Source organism: Fibrobacter sp. UBA4297 (assembly GCF_002394865.1).
Classification (GTDB): domain Bacteria; phylum Fibrobacterota; class Fibrobacteria; order Fibrobacterales; family Fibrobacteraceae; genus Fibrobacter.
Genome location: NZ_DGUZ01000010.1, coordinates 187,432 through 207,783, shown reverse-complemented (window position 1 = coordinate 207,783; position 20,352 = coordinate 187,432). Strand labels below are relative to the sequence as shown.

At 49.4% G+C, this 20,352-nt stretch carries 11 protein-coding genes and 1 tRNA gene; 5 read left to right on the top strand and 7 right to left on the bottom strand.

Annotation, left to right across the window (positions count from 1 at the left end):
- Positions 1 to 91: 91 nt before the first annotated feature.
- Positions 92 to 439 carry a hypothetical protein gene (locus B3A20_RS05800; protein WP_290762738.1) on the bottom strand — a complete coding sequence of 116 codons (348 nt, stop codon included), beginning with the start codon at positions 437 to 439 and terminating at the stop codon, positions 92 to 94.
- 308 nt (positions 440 to 747) lie between these two features.
- On the opposite strand from B3A20_RS05800, the gene B3A20_RS05795 reads away from it, so the two are divergent.
- Positions 748 to 2,340 carry a GGDEF domain-containing protein gene (locus tag B3A20_RS05795; protein WP_290762737.1) on the top strand — a complete coding sequence of 531 codons (1,593 nt, stop codon included), beginning with the start codon at positions 748 to 750 and terminating at the stop codon, positions 2,338 to 2,340.
- Between the two features lie 91 nt (positions 2,341 to 2,431).
- On the opposite strand, the gene B3A20_RS05790 is transcribed toward B3A20_RS05795, so the two are convergent.
- Positions 2,432 to 2,520 (bottom strand) — tRNA-Ser (locus tag B3A20_RS05790).
- 177 nt (positions 2,521 to 2,697) lie between these two features.
- Between B3A20_RS05790 and B3A20_RS05785 the strand changes: the two genes are divergently transcribed.
- From B3A20_RS05785 to B3A20_RS05770, 4 genes are all read left to right on the top strand, one after another.
- The gene (locus B3A20_RS05785; protein WP_290762736.1) at positions 2,698 to 6,090 is read left to right on the top strand and encodes a transglycosylase domain-containing protein; all 3,393 of its coding nucleotides are present in this window, start codon (positions 2,698 to 2,700) and stop codon (positions 6,088 to 6,090) included.
- A 163-nt stretch (positions 6,091 to 6,253) separates the two neighbouring features.
- On the top strand, positions 6,254 to 7,549 hold the full coding sequence (locus B3A20_RS05780; RefSeq protein ID WP_290762734.1) for a hypothetical protein: 1,296 nt from the start codon (positions 6,254 to 6,256) through the stop codon (positions 7,547 to 7,549).
- Positions 7,546 to 8,316: a sulfite exporter TauE/SafE family protein gene (locus B3A20_RS05775; protein WP_290762732.1), complete on the top strand. Its 771-nt coding sequence runs from the start codon at positions 7,546 to 7,548 to the stop codon at positions 8,314 to 8,316. Before B3A20_RS05780 ends, B3A20_RS05775 begins: the two co-directional genes overlap by 4 nt.
- A gap of 79 nt (positions 8,317 to 8,395) precedes the next feature.
- Positions 8,396 to 10,399: a T9SS type A sorting domain-containing protein gene (locus B3A20_RS05770; protein WP_290762730.1), complete on the top strand. Its 2,004-nt coding sequence runs from the start codon at positions 8,396 to 8,398 to the stop codon at positions 10,397 to 10,399.
- 65 nt (positions 10,400 to 10,464) lie between these two features.
- Here B3A20_RS05770 and B3A20_RS05765 read toward each other — a convergent pair whose 3' ends face one another.
- The 5 genes from B3A20_RS05765 to B3A20_RS05745 all read right to left on the bottom strand — a co-directional run bounded on the left by B3A20_RS05765 (position 10,465) and on the right by B3A20_RS05745 (position 20,231).
- Entirely contained in the window at positions 10,465 to 11,412 is a 948-nt protein-coding gene (locus tag B3A20_RS05765) for a hypothetical protein (protein WP_290762728.1), read from the bottom strand.
- Between the two features lie 74 nt (positions 11,413 to 11,486).
- Positions 11,487 to 11,822, bottom strand: coding sequence for a GIY-YIG nuclease family protein (locus B3A20_RS05760; RefSeq protein WP_290762727.1), 336 nt, complete (start codon positions 11,820 to 11,822; stop codon positions 11,487 to 11,489).
- A gap of 176 nt (positions 11,823 to 11,998) precedes the next feature.
- Complete coding sequence (gene nhaA / locus B3A20_RS05755; protein ID WP_290762726.1) at positions 11,999 to 13,324, bottom strand: Na+/H+ antiporter NhaA; 1,326 nt, start codon at positions 13,322 to 13,324, stop codon at positions 11,999 to 12,001.
- Between the two features lie 87 nt (positions 13,325 to 13,411).
- Positions 13,412 to 16,441 (bottom strand): response regulator, encoded by a 3,030-nt coding sequence (locus B3A20_RS05750; RefSeq protein WP_290762725.1) that lies wholly within the window; start codon positions 16,439 to 16,441, stop codon positions 13,412 to 13,414.
- A gap of 7 nt (positions 16,442 to 16,448) precedes the next feature.
- Complete coding sequence (locus B3A20_RS05745) at positions 16,449 to 20,231, bottom strand: PAS domain-containing hybrid sensor histidine kinase/response regulator (RefSeq protein WP_290762724.1); 3,783 nt, start codon at positions 20,229 to 20,231, stop codon at positions 16,449 to 16,451.
- Positions 20,232 to 20,352: the final 121 nt, after the last annotated feature.

The following is a 20,352-nucleotide window of genomic DNA, read 5'->3' as shown; positions in this document are numbered from 1 at the left end:
TGACTGATTACTGACAAACAAGTAATTTTCACCAGAGGGAAACGTTCCCAATCAAACAAAAACCTCGGCATTGAGTTGCCGAGGCCTCCAATTAATTCTTGCCCGCAAGTTCCTGTTCGAGTTTCTTGTTGCGGCTGTCCTGCATTTCGCAGACGTTCTTGAGGTTGTTGATTTCGGCGTTCTGCTTTGCCACCTGTTCCTTGAGGTCTTCGCACTTCGCGGCGTAGGTCTGCTCGGATTCGATACGGCGGTTTAACTCCTTGCGGAGAGAGTCCACGGAATTGTGGAGCTTTTCGACCGCGTCGTCGGCATCTTTCAAGACCGGGTTGTCACAAGTTTCATTCTCGTCGCAAGAGCAACACTTAAAAAACTTTTTTGTGATAGCAACGGTCGCTGCGGCACCGAGAATGGCGCCGACTAAAAAGCTATTCGTCTTCATGGTCAAACTCCTTGTGATTAAATCCACCTAATAATATCCATTATGCAAACATAAAAGTCAAGAAATTTTTCAAAAAAGCGGGATTTTAAGCGTAAAAGCCTAAGAAAAGACCAAAAAAAACACATGTTTTCCCCGTGGAGGATGAAGAAACGGCAAATATCCTTATACAGCCACCCAAGGAAAATGACGCTAAAAGAACAACAGCTCTTAGGGCGAGAATCCCCCCGTGACGAAAAACACAGCTTTCCGCAAAAGTTGCAAAATAGCTACAAAAAACTTATATTACACTGGACTATCGTAAGGGGTTTATGGTTAATTCGCTATACTATGTACTAGCATTCACATGTGCGCTCGTTTTGCTGATTTTCATGAATCAGTTCAGGTCTGCCTTGGACAAAAGCGAAAAGACAGACAAGGACTTTCTATTCCTCTCCAACTGGACCATTCTTTTTTGCCTTCAGGACGGCATTTGGGGTGTCCTCGGCGGTGGATTTTTTGACAGCACTACGCCATTTTTCGTATCTTCGACGATTTTTCACCTGGCGGCGGCCGTTTCGGCGTATATATGGCTGAGCTATATTTTGAATTTTATCAATATTGAACGTGAAAAGGCGATTCCTGCCAAGATGCTCTCGATTGCACTTGTGCTTTTCCAGTTTATATTGCTCATCGTGAACATCAAGTCGCGATTTATTTTTGACATAGGCGCAGATGGGGCATACATCGCACGGTCTGGGCGCAACCTGCTTTACTACTGTAAATACTCCACATTTTTCCTCATCGCACTGTTTGCCGCATACAAATTTATAAGGGCCCGAAAAATCAGTGCACGCCGCCACTTCACCGCAAGCATCCTGTTCATCCTGGCGCCAATCCTCTGTGGCCTCCTCCAAAAGGCATATCCGCTCGCGCCCTGCGATTCCATCGGCTACATGCTCGGCTGCTGCACTATCTACGCATTTTTCATTTCGAAGATTACGCGAAACAGGGACCTGTCGCAAAGGGCGGTCATCATCGCCGGGCTTTCCGCGGACTACGACCTTGTTATGTACGTCAACACGGCCAGGAATCAGATAAAGTATTACCAGGTCAGCAATAGGTTTGCGCCGCTTTTGGCCGAGAGCCGTACTGCTACCGACCCAAACAGCTTCGACAACCTGATGAAGCGAATTTTTGTCCCGAACGAGTTCAGCGACTTCATCGAGAAATCGACTCTCGAGAAATGCAAGGAAATCATCCGTACAACGCCCTATTACACGCTCCCGTTCCTTGCAAAAATTGACGACCATATCGAACACTTCCGCCTGAAAATCGCTACAGACAAGGGCAACACGCAGTCTTTCGTCGTAGGCATCATCAATGTCGAAATTGAGCACCGCCTTGAGGAGACGGCGTTAAAGCTGAGAAAAGACCTCCAGCACACAAAGCTCATCGCGAACAAGGATCCGTTAACAGGCGTCGGGAGTATCGCAGCATTCAAGGCTAAAAGCGATCTCATCGATGCAGAAATCAAGGCTAAGGATAAACTAAAATTTGCAATCTTAGAATGCGATGTGAACGACCTGAAAGTCATCAATGACACGTTCGGGCACGACATGGGCGACGAATACCTCAAGAACTGCAGCAAGGTCTTCTGCGATATTTTCAAGCACAGTCCGGTCTACCGCATCGGTGGTGATGAATTCGTCATCATCCTGTTTGGCGAACAGTACGAAAAACGCACAGAACTTTTTGAAAAGCTGAAATCATCCGTAAACCGCAAGCCAGACGTCCCAAAGGAGAGCATTTCGTTTGCAGTCGGCATGGCGGAATTCAGCCCACAGGTCGATGAATGTGTAAAGGATGTGCTCAAGAGAGCCGACACGTTCATGTATATAAATAAAGGTAAATTGAAAAGTTAGCAGCTTGTAACGTGAATAGCGACCCCGGCACGATGGCCGGGGTGACGAGTGTAAGAAAAAACCCCGAGTCTTTCGACTCGGGGCTTTTCAGCGGGAAGAGCGAGATTCGAACTCGCGATAGGATTAAGTCCTATACGTCCTTAGCAGGGACGCGCCTTCGGCCAACTCGGCCATCTTCCCATCTTGGGGACCCAAATTTTAACAAAATTTCGCCATAATTTCAAGGGGTAACAGCCAAATTCATCGTTTTTCCACAAAAAAGCCCCTAATTTTTACATATTACGGATCCCTGGGCAGGTCACCCCCTCAAAACTTTTATATCTTGTAAATCGTTAATACTCAATAATTTACGTAAATATGAATAAGTTTGTTAAAATCATCGTCGCCATTTTCCTTGTAGCCCTGATTTGCTACATCCCCTTTTACATCGTCGTGTTCAAGATTCTCCCCGAACGCGATCCGGACAACCAGTTTAACCGCGCCAATATTTTGCAGGTGCTCTCCGGCGAAACCCGCGTCTTCTACGAAGACGGCGAAAACCTGCTCGGGGCATTCTTCGACGCCAACCACCGCGTTTACGTGCCCTACGGCGATATTCCGGTCAACTTGATCAACGCCCTTATCGCGGCCGAAGACTCCCGCTACTGGACCCACAACGGTTACGACCTCAAGGGGTTCATGCGCGCCATGGTCAACAACGTCAAGTCTGGGCGAATGAGCCAAGGCGGCTCCTCGCTCACGCAGCAGGCTGTCAAGAACATTTTTGGTCGTGAAGAACGCAGCATCAAGGAAAAGCTCAAGGAATTTTTGAACGCGCTCCGCATGGAGAAGCATTTTACCAAGGAAGACATCCTGGAATTTTACCTGAACCAGTTCCACGTTTCGGGTACGGGCAAGGGTGTGGCTATCGCAGCCCAGTATTTCTTTAACAAGGAACTCAAGGACCTCACGCTCGCCGAATGCGCCTTCATTGCAGGCTCGGTCAAGGGGCCGTTCAACTACGACCCGTTTATCCAGCGCACCGAAGAACGCAGGCAAAAGGCGATTGCCCGCGGCGAGGCCCGACTCAAGTATGTGCTCGGACGCATGGTCGAAGAAGGCTACATTGAGCAGGCCGACATGGACGCAGCCATTGCAAAGCCCTTGGAATTCAACCACGGCAATTTCCGCTTCACGATGAGCACGACACTTGAACGCTTGGAAGAACGCCTCGACAGCGACTTTTTCCACGAACTTTTCCAGCAGGAAGGTATCGAAGATTGGCGCAAGGCACAGCTCGAAATCACGACAACTTTGAACGCCAAGTCGCAGGACGCCGCCAAACGCGCATTGCAGACAAACATCAGTAACTTGCAACTACAGCTCGGTGGCTTTGTGCTCCCGAAGGCGCAATTCGCAAACCGCGCCCGCACCGCTCGCAAGGGCGATTACCTCTACGGCGCCGTGGATAGCGTTTTCTACGATACGACCGGCAGACTGCAATCGCTTAAGTTGAACTTCGGACAGCTCAAGGGCATTGTCACGGAGCAATCCGTAAACGACTTTGCCAAACTCGCCGGTGGCGATGTGAACAAGATTCTCGCGACCCAGCTCAAGCCGGGCGCCATTCTCCTCGTGAGCATTATTGACGAAACCCCGATTGACGGTTACGCCCAGTGCAAGATTGAAACAGAACCGGTGCTGCAAGGCGCCCTCGTCGCCATCCAGAACGGCAAGGTGCTCGCAAGCCAGGGCGGTTTCCACAACACAGGATTTGACCGTAGCTTCAAGGCGCTTCGTCAGCTCGGTTCTAGCTGGAAGCCGATTCTTTACGCTCTCGCCCTCAAGTACCACTGGAACTACCTCGACAATCTCGAAAACGAATTCAACGTCTTCCAGTACGGGAACCAGTTCTACTTCCCGCGCCCAGACCACAAAAACAAGGGTGACGTTGTCAGCATTGCATGGGCCGCCACGCGTTCCGAAAACATTGCAAGTATTTGGCTTTTGGAACACCTCATGGACAAGCTCTCGGACAAGGAATTCGAAGACGTTGCCTGCGAAAACGGCTTTGCCCGCAGTCCGGACGAAGAACGCATCAAGTTCGTGGAACGTTTGCGCGACAAGTTCGGCCTCATGATGAAGGAAGACGTCAAGCGCGAAATCGAATTCACGAAGGCACGCGATGCGCTCGTGGAACGTTATATGAACGACGGCAAGGTATTGCAGGCCCGCGCCGTGCAGAACTTGCGCTACGGCACGTTTACGGACATCGGTTTGAAACAAGCGAAGCGCGACCCGAAAATTACGAAGTACGTAAACCACAACTTCAAGCGTTACTCTGAAATCTGGCGCGCCCGCGAAATACAGGAGCTCGACCCGGATGAATCGACAAAGCTGTTGCCGCTCGATTCCGTACAGCTAATTGAAAACTTTACGCTTGCCGACTTTAAACGTTTGAACGCCATGATTGAACCGGTCGATAGCGATGCAGATTACTTTGACATGGCTCATCTGCGTTACTGGCCGGATTACCGCCGTGCGCTTGCGATGGCCGACTACGCCCGCTTCGCAAACGAAATCGGCATCCACCAAAAATTGCAGAAAGTGTTCAGTATGCCACTCGGCGTAAACGACATTACGCTTGCCGAAATCACGACAGCCTACCAGACGCTCCTCACGGGCAAGATTTTCAAATGCAAAGACGCCAACTGGACCGAAGCCTGCTTTATCAAGGAAATCAAGAACCGCGACGGACGTACGATTTTCAGGAACAAGATGGAATCGATGACGGTGCTTGACGATACCGTGACAACGCAGATGGGCGTGATGTTGCGCTCCGTGTTCACGAACGGTACGGCACACAGCCAGCTCACCGCACTGAGCGTCAAGAATCCAGAAGGGGCCTCAAAGCTCCGTTACCCGGTGATGGGCAAGACGGGTACGACAAACGATTACCGCAACGTGGCGTTCCTTGGTGCGCTCCCGACGTACGTCAAGGAAAAGAACGGCATCGCACTGGATTCCGTGATTGCCATTGGTAGCTATGTGGGCTTTGACGACAACAAGCCTTTGAAATCGGGACGCACGCGTATTGCAGGCGCCTCGGGTGGTTTGCCGCAATGGGCAACGTTTGCGAAGGAAGAAATAGACATTCTCGGCATCCCGAAGCAAATCGACTTCCTCGACATTTCGATGATCGCCACGGGCGAAGTGCCGTTGATGCTGACAAACGAACGCGGTGAACTCACGGTAGACCCGATGACCGGTGAAGCTTTGGTGAACGGAGAAAAAGGCCGCCCGCTCCCGTGGCTCGATGTGCCGGGATTCACGCCGCCGCAAGTGCAAAAGATAGCCGCTGAAACAATTGCAAAATCTGGAATTGTCGTGAGCCTGCCAATGCCGCAGGCAAGCACGCCACCGCAAACCGGAAACGCAACAGATTCCGCGACGGTTAAAGCACAAGAAGCCGCGCCCAGTGTCGCACAGCCCGCTACTGCGCAAGCTGGGACAGCGCCAATCACAAGTGCGCCGAAGCCGCAACAAGTCATCCCTGCTGATGCAAGGCCAGTTTCAGAAGTCATGAAGGCAGATTCCATCAAGAAGGCAAAGGAAGCCGCAAAGCAGATTCCACTTGATCCGCAGCAGACGTTCACGCCAGTTCAGCCGCCAAAACCGCAAGCCGCCATGCCAAAGGATGACGACTGGGATTTGCCCGAAAACTTCAGCAGCCAAAACGCATTCGTACCTATCGAAGCCGATGCTGAGTAACAATTAGTTATCAGCTGTTGGTCATTAGTCAATAGCTTAAGCAGCAGAAGCCATCACGGCTTCTAACAACTAATGACCAATGACTATTGACTGCACTAGGTTTTACACATTCTAATTATTATCTTTGATAACGCAGGAATATTGAACTTTTTCGGAGTGTTTCATGTCAAAATCTACGGTTCTCGTTCAGGTTGCAACACTTGCCTCTGCATTCTCTCTTACCGCATGCATCGGCACAAGCCAATGTCCGTCGCCAGACGCAAACCCTTCAAGCAAAACTGAACCCGCTCCGTTCACGAAAATCATCGGGCAAGACACGGTCCAATCCGCCGAGACACAGACCGGCACGCACACCGAAATGCAGGTCGTCACCGGCGATAGCGCGTCACAACTTCTCGACCAGTTCAAAATTTCGACACCCGACCAGTTCAGCATCACAACGCCCGACCAGACGCCAACAGTTCTCGTACAAACTCGAGTCGATACGGTACTCATGATGTTGCCGCCATGCGACAAGACGCATTTTTCGCATTGCACACTCGAAACGACGATGGACCCGTACAAGGCATTCCCCGCACTCGCCAATTACGTCTTTAGCTACGCCGACACGCTCAGCCGCGCAGGCCAAACGGACTCCGCCTCCGTCATCTTGAATAGTTTCTCGACAATGGCGCCGATGTGGGAAAAATGGCAAGCGCATTCGGACACGCTCCGCGAAGCTTTCGGCAAGCGCCGCGAAGAAAAGGCAAAAGAATTCGAATCCATGGCACTCCAGATTCAGAACATGAACCGCGTGCAAGCCTCGTACAGCATGGTCGCCGAAACGGCGGACAGCTTGATTTCGCAGCTCGCTCCTGGCGACTCGCTTGCAAACTGGGCGAAAGGCCAGAAGAAAATCGCTTATTCAAACACACTCAAGAAGGCATCGAAAGAATTTGACGAAATCAAGATTCTCGCCGACGAAAAAGCGCAATTTGCAGAAGCCCGCAAGCAGACCGAAACATTCCGCATCCGCTACCGCGATTTCGAAGACACGCTACAAGTGCAGGCATTCCTGAATCACATCGAAGAGCTCGAAAAGGCGACCAACTCCGAAACCGCCAAAATGTGGGAAAAGCAAGACCCCGCCGCAGCACTTGCGAAAGCAGACACGCTCATCGCAAACGAGAAGTTTGACAAGGCAAAGGATTTGCTGAACAAACTCAAGACGAGCAAGCTCCGCAAAGAAGCAAACGAAAAGTACATCGCCCTTGCTGATGCTTATTGCAACAAGCAGCGCAAAACGACATCGCAAATTTTTGCAAAGTCTCTAAAGCAAACGGACGAAGAAAAGAAAAAGAAACTGCTGAACGACGCCATCGCACCACTCGACAAGTGCCTTGCGGAATTCCCGGAAACAACGCAGCGCGAGAAAGTCGAAAGCAACAGAAAGTTTATTGAAAAGGAACTCGCCAAGTGACAGAATGGTGGAATTACGCCCAGTACCCGGCGTTCTTTATTTTGGGTGCAGTCGTAAGCCTCATCAACAGCATCGCAGGCGGAGGTTCCACGCTTAGCCTCCCCATCATGATTTTTCTCGGGCTTCCTGCGACTGTCGCAAACGGCACAAACCGCATCGGGCTCATTATCGGGAACTTCAGCAGCGCCTATAATCTTGCGCGTCACGGCTACCTGAACAAAAAAATTTTCTTGCAGCTCTTGTTGCCGACTTTCTTCGGTGCACTCCTTGGCGCATGCTTCTTGGTTCGCATTGGCGATAAACTATTTCAGGCGATTCTCGCCGTCGTGATATGCCTTGTGGTGGTCATGAGCAACTTGCGCAAGGACATTCTCGGAAAGCCCCCTGAGACACCTCCCGAAAAGCTCACCATCAAAGGCGCCCTCGGATTTTTCGGTATCGCCATATATGGCTGCATTGTGCAGGTGGGTGTCGGTTTTGTACAAATTTTTGGACTCACGCGCTACACGGGTCTTGACCCGATTCACGTGAACGCCATCAAGAACGCACTCACGAATGTGTTCCTGATCGTAAGCACGGTTGCACTGGGAATTGCCGGAAAAATCGACTGGCCCATCGCCATCATCATGGCGGCAGGCGCATGGTTTGGCGGCTACCTTGGCAGTTTCACGCAACGCAAGAAAGGCAACAAATTCATCCAGCGCTTCATCAGCGTCTGTAGTATCGGTATGGCAATTGCCCTCGTCGTAGATTTGGCCGTAAAATGAACAAACGTACAAACGCCATAAAATTTTATTTCTATCATTAACAAGTAGGCTAAACCATACCATATTCAAAGGGGATTTTATGAAAAAGCTTCACGGACTTTCCCTGTTCACCGCAGCCCTATTGGCTATGACGCAAACCGCCATAGCCCAATTCAATACTCACATAAGCCATAGGCTCATCAGCGGAAAGTCGGTGCAGACGGTAAAAGCGGGAGACGTCATCGAACCTGTCGTTTACGAAATTACGGAACTCAATCGAGTTTATGATTTTTATATCAATTACCCGGTAAATACAACGGTCAAGACGCTGGGACTGAAATTGGATTGCGGCACACTGCCAAGCAGTAAAGCCGAGTGCACCATATCCGGTCGCATTCCGGCTAACACCCCCGGGCACGAATACGAAATGTCATTTACCGCAGCTGGGAATTATGCCCATGAATACCTGCAAATCACAACCGGTATAAACGTCACCCCGTTAAATGAACAAGTGGAGCATGTCAGCGGAAGCCTTGACCAAACAGTTACCGCAAGCGATGAGATAGAACCCATTGTGTTCGGTTATACAGAATTGCTTAAAGCAAATCTTTCTGGCGTGCCTGAGGGAATTTCGGCAAAAATAGACGACGAATCTGCTATAATTACAATTTCGGGTGCCACGGGCCAGGACCATCCCGATGGCGATTTTAATTATAGACTTGCAGCCTACATTACGGAAAAAGATTCCATCGTCTTTAACGGCACAATTAAAGTAAACCACAAGCCTTTTACAACAACATTAGTCACAAACGAAAACGAAACACAGAATGTTGTTGCCGGTGATGAAATCAAGCCAATCGCGTTCCGGTATGCGCACATGCAGAACTACAGTATTTCAGGAATCCCCAAAACTCTTGAAATCAGCCAGGACAAGGAAAAAGACCTTATCATCATTTCAGGGAACATCCCGGTAACAAATGGCGACCAGGTTTACACCATTACTGTCACCGCAAAAGGGAACGACAACGATGCCGAAGCCTCCGCCACGATCAATGTGACACACAAGCCTGGGGTAACAAAACTGGAGCATGTTAGCGGCAGTACTTCGCAAACCGTGAAGGCTGGAGACGAAATCGAACCTGTCGTATTCAATTTCGAAAATGTAACCAAATTAGACAACATCTCCGGACAACCTAACGGGAAATTCGCACTAACACCCGACAACGAAAAGCAGACCTTGACACTTTCTGGAACGGTCAGCGCCCTTTCCGAAGGCGAATACAAAATCGCAATCGTCGTTGAAGGAGAGATTAACAAGGATACCGCCTACGTTACGCTCAACGTCCAACCGAACCCAGCTACAGTCTCTTTGACCAGCGGCAAAGAAACACAGACCGTATTTGTAGGCGACGAAATCGAACCGCTCATATTCAAGTACGATTACGCAAAGAGCATTTCCATCGGCGGCACAATTCCCAAGGGCGTTGCGTACACTCAGAATAAAGACGAGAAAACGGTAACGTTCTCGGGCAAGGTAAGCGAAGAAAACAGTGTAAACTCTTATACAATCGAATTAACTGTTGAAGGGAACAATATTGACGGCAAGAAAAACACGGCTACCGCAAAAGCAGCTATCATCGTCAAGAGCAAAACTGAATCATCATCTAGCAGTAAAGAAGTAGCAAGTTCTTCGAGCGGTGAAGCAAGCAGTTCCAGCAGCGTCGTAAGTTCCAGTTCTGCAAAGTCCTCGAGCAGCGTTGCAAGTTCTAGCTCTTCCGCAAAATCTTCAAGCAGCAAGGAGAACACCGCAAGTTCAAGCTCTTCGAGCAAAAATGAAAAATCTTCGTCCAGCAAGACCACAAAGATGGATATCGCCTTGCACAATTCCCTCCATTTCAGTTTCGCTAGCAACGAACTGACGGTAAACCTCGCAAGTACATCACACGCACGCATTCAGATATTCGACATGGTCGGCCATCTGCTCGAAACCATCGATATAGGCGCATCAGCTAAAGTCAATCTCGGCCACTTGCCGCGCGGAGCTACAATCTTAAAAATTTCGACTGAAGGCTTTACAAAGACAGCAAAGATTACAATAAAGTAAATCACAAAAATTTCAGCCCAGTTCTTTTGAACTGGGCTTTTTACTGTATGTAAAAAAAATCGCGCCTAGCTAATCTGCGCCCCGTGACGTTCAAGAAGTTGCCGCAGGCTAAGGGCGTTCTTTTTTTCCTGTTCCGTTTTCAAATCCGCCATGACCTCTGCAAAATAATCGGCCTTTTCATATTCTTTTGCAATGAACGCATCCTCGTAACTCCGCTGGGCAACCGCAACCACTTCGGGATTAAATCCAATCGTGATACCCAGCTTTTTACAGGATTCCTCCATTTCTTCATCGCACATATTCATGTAATCCATGCCAATTTTTGGAATCAGCATAACCATGTCATGCAATATGTCCATAAAGACATCATTAGACAAAGAATACCGGGAGCGCAAAAAGCTACAGAACAAGGCTTCCTTGTTCATTTTCTTTCTTATAAAATAATACTTCAAGTACTGAAAGCAATGGACAATATCTTTCGAACGACACACATACTTCATGCAGCAAATAATTTCGCCGAGCAATTCATCCCAACGCTCCTCGGCACTGCTTAAAATTGCATACAAGAGCCTACATTTCGCAGACGTCGGATTCCACTGGACCACTTCGGTCAAGGCATTCTTTGCGCAAGTGTAATCCCCAAAATCTATAGACGCAAGGATATACTGGCGAAAAATCAGGTCCATCGGACAAATGGAACTAACGTTTTTCACCAAATGCCCTGGCGGCACCTGAAAAAAGTAATGGTATAGAGCCCACTCCATCTCATCGGAAATGGAGACATAGGTCACCGCACCGTCCGATTCGAACGGATGGTCCTTGATTGCATCTAACAACGGCTCAAGAATTTTCAATGACTTTTCATAATCCTGACTTTTGTACGCCGCCAAGGACAAACTCAAAATTTCCATCACGCCTCTTCGACCGCCAATGCTCTCGAGCTTTTTGCCCATGATGGCGGCTTTAACCAGGAACAAGTCCTCTAGATTTTTTGCGGTCTCGATAGAAATCATACAGCTACTAATGTACATTCATTTTTCAACGAAAACAGCCTTGTCCCCAATTTTGCGCTATTAAGTTTCTGCGGTTACTTTTTGCGGACGCTTTCTTTCCGGATTCTCGCCTTGCGCGCGACAAGCGTTTCACCAAGGCCAGCGAGCAATTCAGCAGATAAAGCCTCGTCGCCTGCGGCAAGGAGATCCTTTTGCCTGCGGTCCAGCTTTTTGATACGAGCCTCCAGGCGGAGCGCCTCTTCGCGGGAGCCAAGTTCAAACGTGCGCAGCATACATTCCGGCGGGAACGCCTTTGTGAACTTCGCCCCTCGCCCACAGCAATGCTCTTCAAAACGAGCCAGGGCATCCACGGCATAGCCCGTATAAATGCGATTGCCCCTGCAACGGAGCATGTAAACGAAGTGCGGCATTATTAGACGAGAGAACGGACCTACGGTCCTACAGACGAGAGACGAAAGAAATATAGTTAAGGAAATAGTATCTGCAATTTGAACCGTATATGGAGATGCCGGCATGCTTCGACTACGCTCAGCACAGGCTGCGGCCGGCATGACATTTCTAAGTTCTAAGATCTAAGTTCTGCCAACTATTCTTTCTTAGACACGATACTCATATAAATGGTACCGAGGATGGCTGCGCTAAAGCTTCCAAGGAGAATGCCAAGTTTCGCAGAGTCCTTGTTGCCGCCGTCTTCAAAGGCAAGGCCTGCGACAAAGAGAGCCATCGTGAACCCGATACCGGCAAGCATGCCGCCACCCCAAAGGATCTTCCAGGAGTAGCTCGGCTTCTTGGAAACGCCAATCTTTACAGACAGGAGGCTGAAGAGGAAAATACCTATCGGCTTACCGAAAATAAGCGCAAGTGCCACAGCGCCAAGCACCGGGACATCCAGACCGCCGAGTTTGATTTCGACACCGGCATTTGCAAGCGCAAAAATCGGCATGATGCCAAAGTTCACCCAAGGCACAAGCATCTTGTACAAGCGTTCCTGCAAGGAGACGCTTTCGCTTGCCCCGCGCTTGAGCATCGTAAAGACTTCATACTGTTCGTTGCGGTCCTTCGTCTCGCCAGAGAGCACGTTTCCAACACTGTTCGTGAAGCTTGCGACCATGCCTTTCGCCACCACGGCCTTAGCAGGCACGGAAAGGCCAAGGAGCACGCCCGCAATCGTCGGATGCACACCGGACTTGACAAAGAACGCCCACACGGCAATACCCGTGAAATGGAGCAGCAGCATGTTGCGGACACCGATGCGGAAGAACACGTTAAACAAGGCGAGGAGCACAAAAGCCATTCCAAGAGCGCTAAAGTTGATGCCGTCTCCGCTCGGGTAGCCAATGGCAATCACGAGAATCGCACCGATATCATCTGCAATCGCCAAAGTCAAAATCATCACGCGGAGCGCATGCGGCACCTTCTTGCCCAAGATAGCCATGCAGCCCACCACAAACGCGATATCCGTCGCCGTCGGGATTCCCCAGCCATGTGACGTCCCCGGAGGGCAGAGCGTGAGGTAGATAAGCGCCGGGAAAAGCATACCGCCAGCAGCCGCGATAATCGGGAGGCTTGCCGCCTTCGGGTCGCGCAGTTCGCCGTAGGTCATTTCGCCTTTGACTTCAAGCCCGATATTGAAGAAGAATATCGTCATCAGCGCATCGTTGATGAACCAATGCAAATCGGCCGAGCCAACCCAGCTGCCAATCGTCACCACGATCGGCAAATGCCAAAAGTGCTCGTACGATGATGGACTCAGGTTCGCCCAGATGAGAGCTGCAAGCGTCATAATGATAAGCACTATGCCGCCCGTCGTCTCCACCTTCATCAGGCGTTCGATAGGGGTGATAATCTTACGTACCGGGGTTTCCGGAAACATATCTTCAATTTTATCGCTACTTGTTACTCTTGCTGACATATGTTTTTCAATATAGATAACTTTTTACATTTTTTTGGAGCCATACCGCCGTTGTAACAGATAAATAGGAATAAAACTACAAGTCCGTTACAAGAACATCGCCAGCACGTCCTTCAGCTTTTCAATACTGACCGGCTTTGCGATATGTTCGTTCATGCCCGCCTCGAAAGAAGCCTTGCGGTCTTCGTCAAACGCGTTAGCGGTCATGGCGATAATCGGGATTCCGGCAACATCCTTGTTTTCGAACGCACGGATGCGCTTTGTCGCCTCGTAACCGTCCATCACCGGCATACGGACATCCATCAAAATGACATCGAACGGCCTCGATTTCGCCTTCGAAAGCATTTTCACGGCAATATCGCCATCTTCCACCGCCGTCACGATAAAGCCATTGTCCTGGAGGATTTCCATCGTGATTTCGCGGTTGAGGATGTTGTCTTCGACCAAAAGGATTCTCTTGCCAGCAAAGCCCGAATTGACAATCGGTTCGGCATTTCCGTCGCTCTTCTTGGACTGCACAAGCTTGAATTCAAACGTCATGACAACTTCGGTACCGACATTTCTTCGGCTTGCAATTTCAATCTGGCCACCCATCATCTCGACGGAATTCTTCGTGATGGCAAGTCCAAGACCCATGCCGCGAACATCTCTCGACACCGTAGATTCCCTTGCAAACGGTTCATAGACCATCTTGAGGAACTCCTCGCTCATGCCGACACCGTTATCCTTGATGCGGAATTCGTATGCCGCATAGCTCGACTTAGAAAGCGGCGTTTCCTTGACGCTCATCGAGACCGTTCCGCCTTCCTTCGTAAACTTGATAGCGTTCGAAAGAACCTTGAGAAGTGCCTGGCGCAAACGTTCCCTGTCGCAGACGACTTCGTCGTCATTGATGTCAACGCAATCCAGTTCAAACTTGAGGTCTTTCACCTGCAAGTCATTGCGGATATCGCGTTCCACCTCGTGCACGACTTCGAACAAGTGCATCGGAGCCTCGTTGAGGTCGAACTTGCCCGATTCAATACGGCTCATGTCGAGAATGTCATTGATAATCGAGAGCAGGCGGTCGGAACTCTGGTCAATTTTCACAAGGCAATCCTTGACGCGATCACAATCCCCCAGATGCGACGAGGCAATCGAGGTAAGGCCAATGACAGCGTTAAGCGGGGTACGGATTTCATGGCTTATGCTATTGAGGAACTCCTTCTTGGCGCTGTTTGCCGCCTGCGCTGCCGAAAGCGCCTGTTTCAAGGCCTCGGCCTGCGTTTCGAGCTGTTCCTTCTGTTCCAGCTGCAAACGGGTTGACTCATCGACACTGATAAAGCCTGCCACCATCTGCTCCTGCGCGTCAGGAGCCTTGCCCACCATTACAAACTTGAGTTGCCAGTATTCAACAGCCCCGTCAATAATCATACGGTAGTTGACGTAATAAGCGCCCTTTGCCGCAAGCTTTTCCTTCACAACTTCGCTAGACGTCATTTCCATAAACATCTTGCGGTCATCGGGGTGCACAAGCGTGTTGGCAATCAGCTTTAGGCGGTCTTCAAAATTCCCAACCTTTCTCCAATTCGGGTTGTCGGCCCAGTTGTTCTTCTTGACATAGTAAAGATGGTCTTCGCGTGTGGCCGGGTTGATGAAGCTCACGAGCGTAAAGTCTTCCGAAAGACCCTTGATTACAGAAAGTCTTTCGCGTTCAGCTTCAACCGCGACCTTTTCGTCGTTCACGTCTTCTACACCTATAAGCACATAGCCGCCACCCTTGCCATCGGCAAGACCAATCAGCGTATGGCGCAGCCAGACCCAGTTGCCATTGATGAACCAGCGCATGTCCACAACTTTACGGGATTCATTCGAACCCATCATTTCAAGGAACGCTTCCCTGTTGAACACGCTATGGCAAAGTTCCAAATCGTCCTTGTGGATTTTCGTGAGTTCGTCATTGTTCATGATGTCGTACAGCGAAACGTTGCAGTCAAAACGGCTGAGGATTTCCTTGTACAAGTCATTCTTGGAGCTCGGATAAACAACATACGAACCCGATTCCGGATTCACGTAGTAAATGTGAATAAAGTTCTTGGATAAAAGTCCCAAGAGCTTCATCTGCATATAGCGCACCTTGCCCACATCATCCTGCTTTGAACGGTCCGCCACCCCCGCAAGACTGCGGAGCGCCACGCGATGGAGCAACACAAAGTAAGCGACAAAGAACGCAAAGACGGCGATGCCAAAGCAAAGCAGAATAAAGCGCACCTTGTGGATTGGCGCCATCACCACCTTTTCGGGTGACGAGATGACAATGCTCCAGCGATTTACCGGTAAAGGCCTGTAGTAGAAGCAGTGCGCCTCTTCCCAATAATTTTCGATACAAGATTCCCCTGTCGCACCGGCAAGCACGCTATCCACAAGCACCGAGTACAGCCCTTTCTCGTTGTCCATCTCGTTTTTGTAATCGAAAATGCTCTTGAGCGAATCGTGCTTTGTATCTGCGATAAACCGTCCGTCATCGCGATTGACCACGAAAACAAACATCTTGCGGTCGTAGCGGACATCCTTGCGCAAATACTGGTGGATTAACCCCAAGCTGAAATTCCAATACGCCAGGGCGACCGTCCGCCCGTAGCTCTTGATTGGCACAAAATGGTACAAGAGCTTTTCTTCGGGCTTGTCACTTTCTAGGCGGACAGACACATGCATCCCTAATTTGGCCTCATCCTCGTACGAAATGTTCATCTTGGTGGAACTCTCCAAGACCCCATCCGGCATAATCACCATATCACCCGGCAAAAGGATGCTGATTTTCTGGTCGCGCAAAAACGGCTGCAACTCGTTCAGTTTCGGCTGCAAGCTGTCTATAGAATAATCCGCACGGTCACTCAGGGCATCTGCCACAAACTGTAGCGTTCCGCCATAATGCAGATTGTTCATGATAAACTCATTTGAAGCCACCTCGGCATATTCATGAAGTTTGTCGAAGCAACCGTTCTCGACAATTTTCAGAATCTTTTGACAAATAAACAAAAAAACAAGCGCCGTCAATGCAACAAGAATCACGGCAAAAACAAGATGATCCCGATGCATCACCCTTTCATTGTGCACGCCATCAACATTTTTCATCATTCAGCAATCACTTTTTAAGGAATTTAGACAAAATATACTTCATTTTATCTATGTCGATAGGTTTGGAGATGTGTTCATCCATACCCGCATCAAGAGCCGCCTTGCGGTCCTCTTCAAAAGCGTTCGCCGTCATGGCGATAATCGGGATGCGTGACTGGTAACCTGCCGGAAGCATTCTAATTTCGCGGGTCGCAACAAAGCCATCCATCACAGGCATCTGCACGTCCATGAGCACAAGATCATACTGGCCAGGAGTTGCCATCTTCATAAGCTCCACAGCCTGCTTGCCGTTTTCTGCAGTAAAGACCTCGAATCCGTTATCGTTAAGGATATCGCATGCAATCTGGCGATTCATCTCGTTGTCTTCGACAAGCAAAATCTTTTTGCCCTTGAAGCTGACGTTTTCCATGGAGAAGCTGAAGCCGGCACTTCTCTTTTCATGGAGCGAAAAACCGATATTCAGGACAACTTCAGTGCCCTTATTTTCTTCGCTGAAAATTTCAATATGGCCGCCCATCATCTCCACGATATTCTTCGTAATGGACATGCCAAGGCCTGTTCCCTGGATTCCGCTCACCGTCGAGGAATTTGCACGCGTAAACGGTTCATAAATCGTCTTCAGGAACTCGGCGGTCATGCCCATGCCATTATCGCGGACTCGGAACTCGAACTGCGCCGTATTCGGCTTGTCGGATTCCTTCTCGTTTACCTGCATCAGGATCGAGCCGCCCGCATGCGTGTACTTGACAGCATTCGAAAGCACGTTCAGCAACACCTGATTCAAGCGCAACTTATCGCACACGATTTTTGAATTGCAAATATTCATCTGCACTTCAAATACAAGCTTTTTCGTATCGACATCGGCCTGCACAATATCCTTGAGCGTATTAATGATATCGATAAGGTCTTCGGCATTTTCCGAAAGCACCATCTTGCCCGATTCAATGCGGCTCATGTCCAGCACATCGTTAATGAGCGAGAGCAAGTGATTCGAGCTCTGTCCCAGCTTACGCAAGTAATCCAGCACGACCTCCTTCTCGTCGATATGCGCCATTGCAAGGCCCGTAAAGCCCACAATCGCATTCATCGGCGTGCGGATGTCATGACTCATGTTCGAAAGGAACGTCGTCTTTGCACGGTCCGAAGACTGCGCCATCGAAAGCGCCTTCTGGAGCATCACCTGCTGCTTTTCGAGCAAGTCATTCTGTTCGGCAATCTTGGCATCCAGTTCCAGCTTTTCGACCTGGTCATCGCTCAAAAGCATGAACGAAAGTACAAACGAGACGACCTCGTTTTCGTCGTTGCGTTCGATGGTCGTGAATTTTGCACGGAGCCATTCGCCGCTCACAATCTTGAATTCCAGTTCACGCTGGTCAGCATCCTTCAAGAACTTTTGCACGTAAAACAGGTTCGAAAGTTTCAGCCAATCCTTTTCAAATTCATCCTGCACAACACCGCTGATATTCTTGATTTCATAGGAATAGGTACTGTACAGCGGGCGCTTTTCGACCCACGAGACATTAGACGCCTTTATCGTGCGGAACGAGTTGTCCTCGACATTGACAAAGTAAATAGACACGTAATCATCGTACAGGATGTCGTTTACAAATTCCTTGAGGATGAGGTCGTCCTTTTCGGCAAAGCCAAGCGCCACGGCCTTCGGGCTATCGAACTCGCCGCCCACTTTCACGAACTTCATTTCGCAATAATGCGGCCTGCCATCGACATTGCCGCGGTACGTCGTAATGAACGTCTTTTGTTGCGCAAGCTCCAGCTTGATATTTTCAACCGCACCGGCATCGCGCATCATCTGCTTGTCGCGTTCCCAGACAACTCCGTCCACATATTCCTCAAACGCCTTGGAATACGAAACTCCCGAACGGAAGCGGCTGCCAAAGAGCGATTCGGACTCCTTGTTCATCGAGTATGGCGTGATGGAGTCCTTTTCTAGATCGATGTAATAGACCGACGAATATTCCGATGCGAGGATGTCGATGATTTCCAAGTCTTGTTCAATCTTTTTCTGGTGCATACGCGCCGTGCGGATTTGCTCATCCTTATCCGCAAAGCCAATGACAAAGGACTTCTGCTTTTTGCTTACCGCAACGACCTTGCATTCACAAAACTTGTCCGTATAGCTTACAAATTCAAAGCTCGTAACGCCCTTTTTCTGCAGGAGCGGCTTCAGGTTCTTGACAGAGAGCTTTTTCGTGACAAAATCGACATTGTCCGGAGCCACCACCTTGCTTGCGATAAAATCTATGGAACCACTGTAAGTCTTGTCCGCAAGCGAATCCCCAATCATTTTCTGGATGTTCGAATTGAGTTTGTGCGCCGTCACGCAATCCGTTTCCAGATTGCAATAGAAAATGCACGAATAGTCCGACGCCAAAAGCGAGGTCACGGCGGCATCTTCGTCCATGCGCTTACGGCGGTTGATTTCGTTTTCGACAAAGCCAGCCACAAGCTTTAGGATTGCAAAATTTTTCTGCGACTCCTTCGGATTGTCCAAAATGACAAAGCCGTACCGCTGTTCGCTAGACACAATCGTTGCGACATTGATGTTTTTTACATCCTGGAGAGGAAGTGTCTTGTATATGCGGTCCCAGACACCGTACTCGTCATTGTGCGAATCGAGATTGACGGCATCCATGTAGCCAAGCGCATCAATCCATGACCCAATCAGGTCAAACGGGACGTGCTGAATCGCCGCCTTGTTCGGACGCACTCCCTTGCGGCACCATTCGTATGTGCTGTTGAAAAATTCACGGTCCTTGTCAAACTCCAGAATATACGCCCTGTCCGCCGCATAATAAGAAGCAAGAGCAGCAAGCAGTTCTTCGATGGCATCCTTGGAGCGGTTTTCCTTGTAAAGCAAGTCAATGCAATCGCGAATGGTGGCATCACGCTTCTGCTGTTCCGAGACATTGTACGCCACCATCATCGCCTGGTATTCGTTCAGGATTTCATCTTTTGAAACATAACATACAAAGCGGCTGAAATGCCAACCGATATGCGGGGAATAGAACCTGCAGGTATATTCCGGCATCGATTCGCCCTTCTGGAACTGGTCGATTAGCGACTTCGCCGAGAGACGCTGGACAAAGGCGCTCCGATATTCCTTGTCAACAAACTGGTCTGCAACCCTTCTGATAATCGCATCGTAATGCGGAAAGTCCGTACCAAACGAACCGCTTACATCCCTCAGTTCACCTTCGACAATCTGGATAAAGGGCTTCGAGACCTTCCCTTCGGAAAGATTGACCTTGAAATACCCGTACGCCTTGTCGAGAATAGCCTTGCCGTAAAGCTTTTCGTTGAGGGCGCTCTGGAGGCGTTCTCGCTTTGTATCAAGATCCATCGTCTTGATTTCGTCGCGCAGCTCTTCTTCAGTGGTTTTCTGGATTAGCGCAAGCTCTGTTATATCCTTGTGCCAGCCTTCAAGCCTTACACCCTTCTTATAGTCATAATTGCGGGTCCCACCGCAGCGGACAAAACGGACACGGCCGTCAGGTGCATGCCAAGGATACTGTATCTCAGGCGCCTCGCCTGCACTCATCTTGTCGACATACGCCTTGACTTCGGCAAAATGTTCCGGATCTATATTGTCAAACCAGGCATGAAAAACATCCTCGGCAGACACGCCCTCCTCAAGCCCAAGCAGCTTGAGCATAGTCGGATTTGCAGTCATACGCGGAGCGCAACCGTCGTCAATTTCGACAGCCCAAAGCCCTATGCCAACCCCGTCCAAGATATTTGTCGTCAACGGTATCGAGTGTTCATCAGCCATAAATTGCTTCCCATATCCTATCTTATAAAAATAATACGTTTTATTATTAAAATTTCAAATCAACGAAAATATTTATGTCAAGCTAAACAACACCTCAAACCGACATTTAAACCAATTTTCC

Bases quoted from the DNA above. Each gene is read 5' to 3' on its own strand.
- B3A20_RS05800 (WP_290762738.1), bottom strand. From the start codon at position 439: ATGAAGACGAATAGCTTTTTAGTCGGCGCCATTCTCGGTGCCGCAGCG.
- B3A20_RS05795 (WP_290762737.1), top strand. From the start codon at position 748: ATGGTTAATTCGCTATACTATGTACTAGCATTCACATGTGCGCTCGTT.
- B3A20_RS05785 (WP_290762736.1), top strand. From the start codon at position 2,698: ATGAATAAGTTTGTTAAAATCATCGTCGCCATTTTCCTTGTAGCCCTG.
- B3A20_RS05780 (WP_290762734.1), top strand. From the start codon at position 6,254: ATGTCAAAATCTACGGTTCTCGTTCAGGTTGCAACACTTGCCTCTGCA.
- B3A20_RS05770 (WP_290762730.1), top strand. From the start codon at position 8,396: ATGAAAAAGCTTCACGGACTTTCCCTGTTCACCGCAGCCCTATTGGCT.
- B3A20_RS05765 (WP_290762728.1), bottom strand. From the start codon at position 11,412: ATGATTTCTATCGAGACCGCAAAAAATCTAGAGGACTTGTTCCTGGTT.
- B3A20_RS05760 (WP_290762727.1), bottom strand. From the start codon at position 11,822: ATGCCGCACTTCGTTTACATGCTCCGTTGCAGGGGCAATCGCATTTAT.
- nhaA (WP_290762726.1), bottom strand. From the start codon at position 13,324: ATGTCAGCAAGAGTAACAAGTAGCGATAAAATTGAAGATATGTTTCCG.
- B3A20_RS05750 (WP_290762725.1), bottom strand. From the start codon at position 16,441: ATGATGAAAAATGTTGATGGCGTGCACAATGAAAGGGTGATGCATCGG.
- B3A20_RS05745 (WP_290762724.1), bottom strand. From the start codon at position 20,231: ATGGCTGATGAACACTCGATACCGTTGACGACAAATATCTTGGACGGG.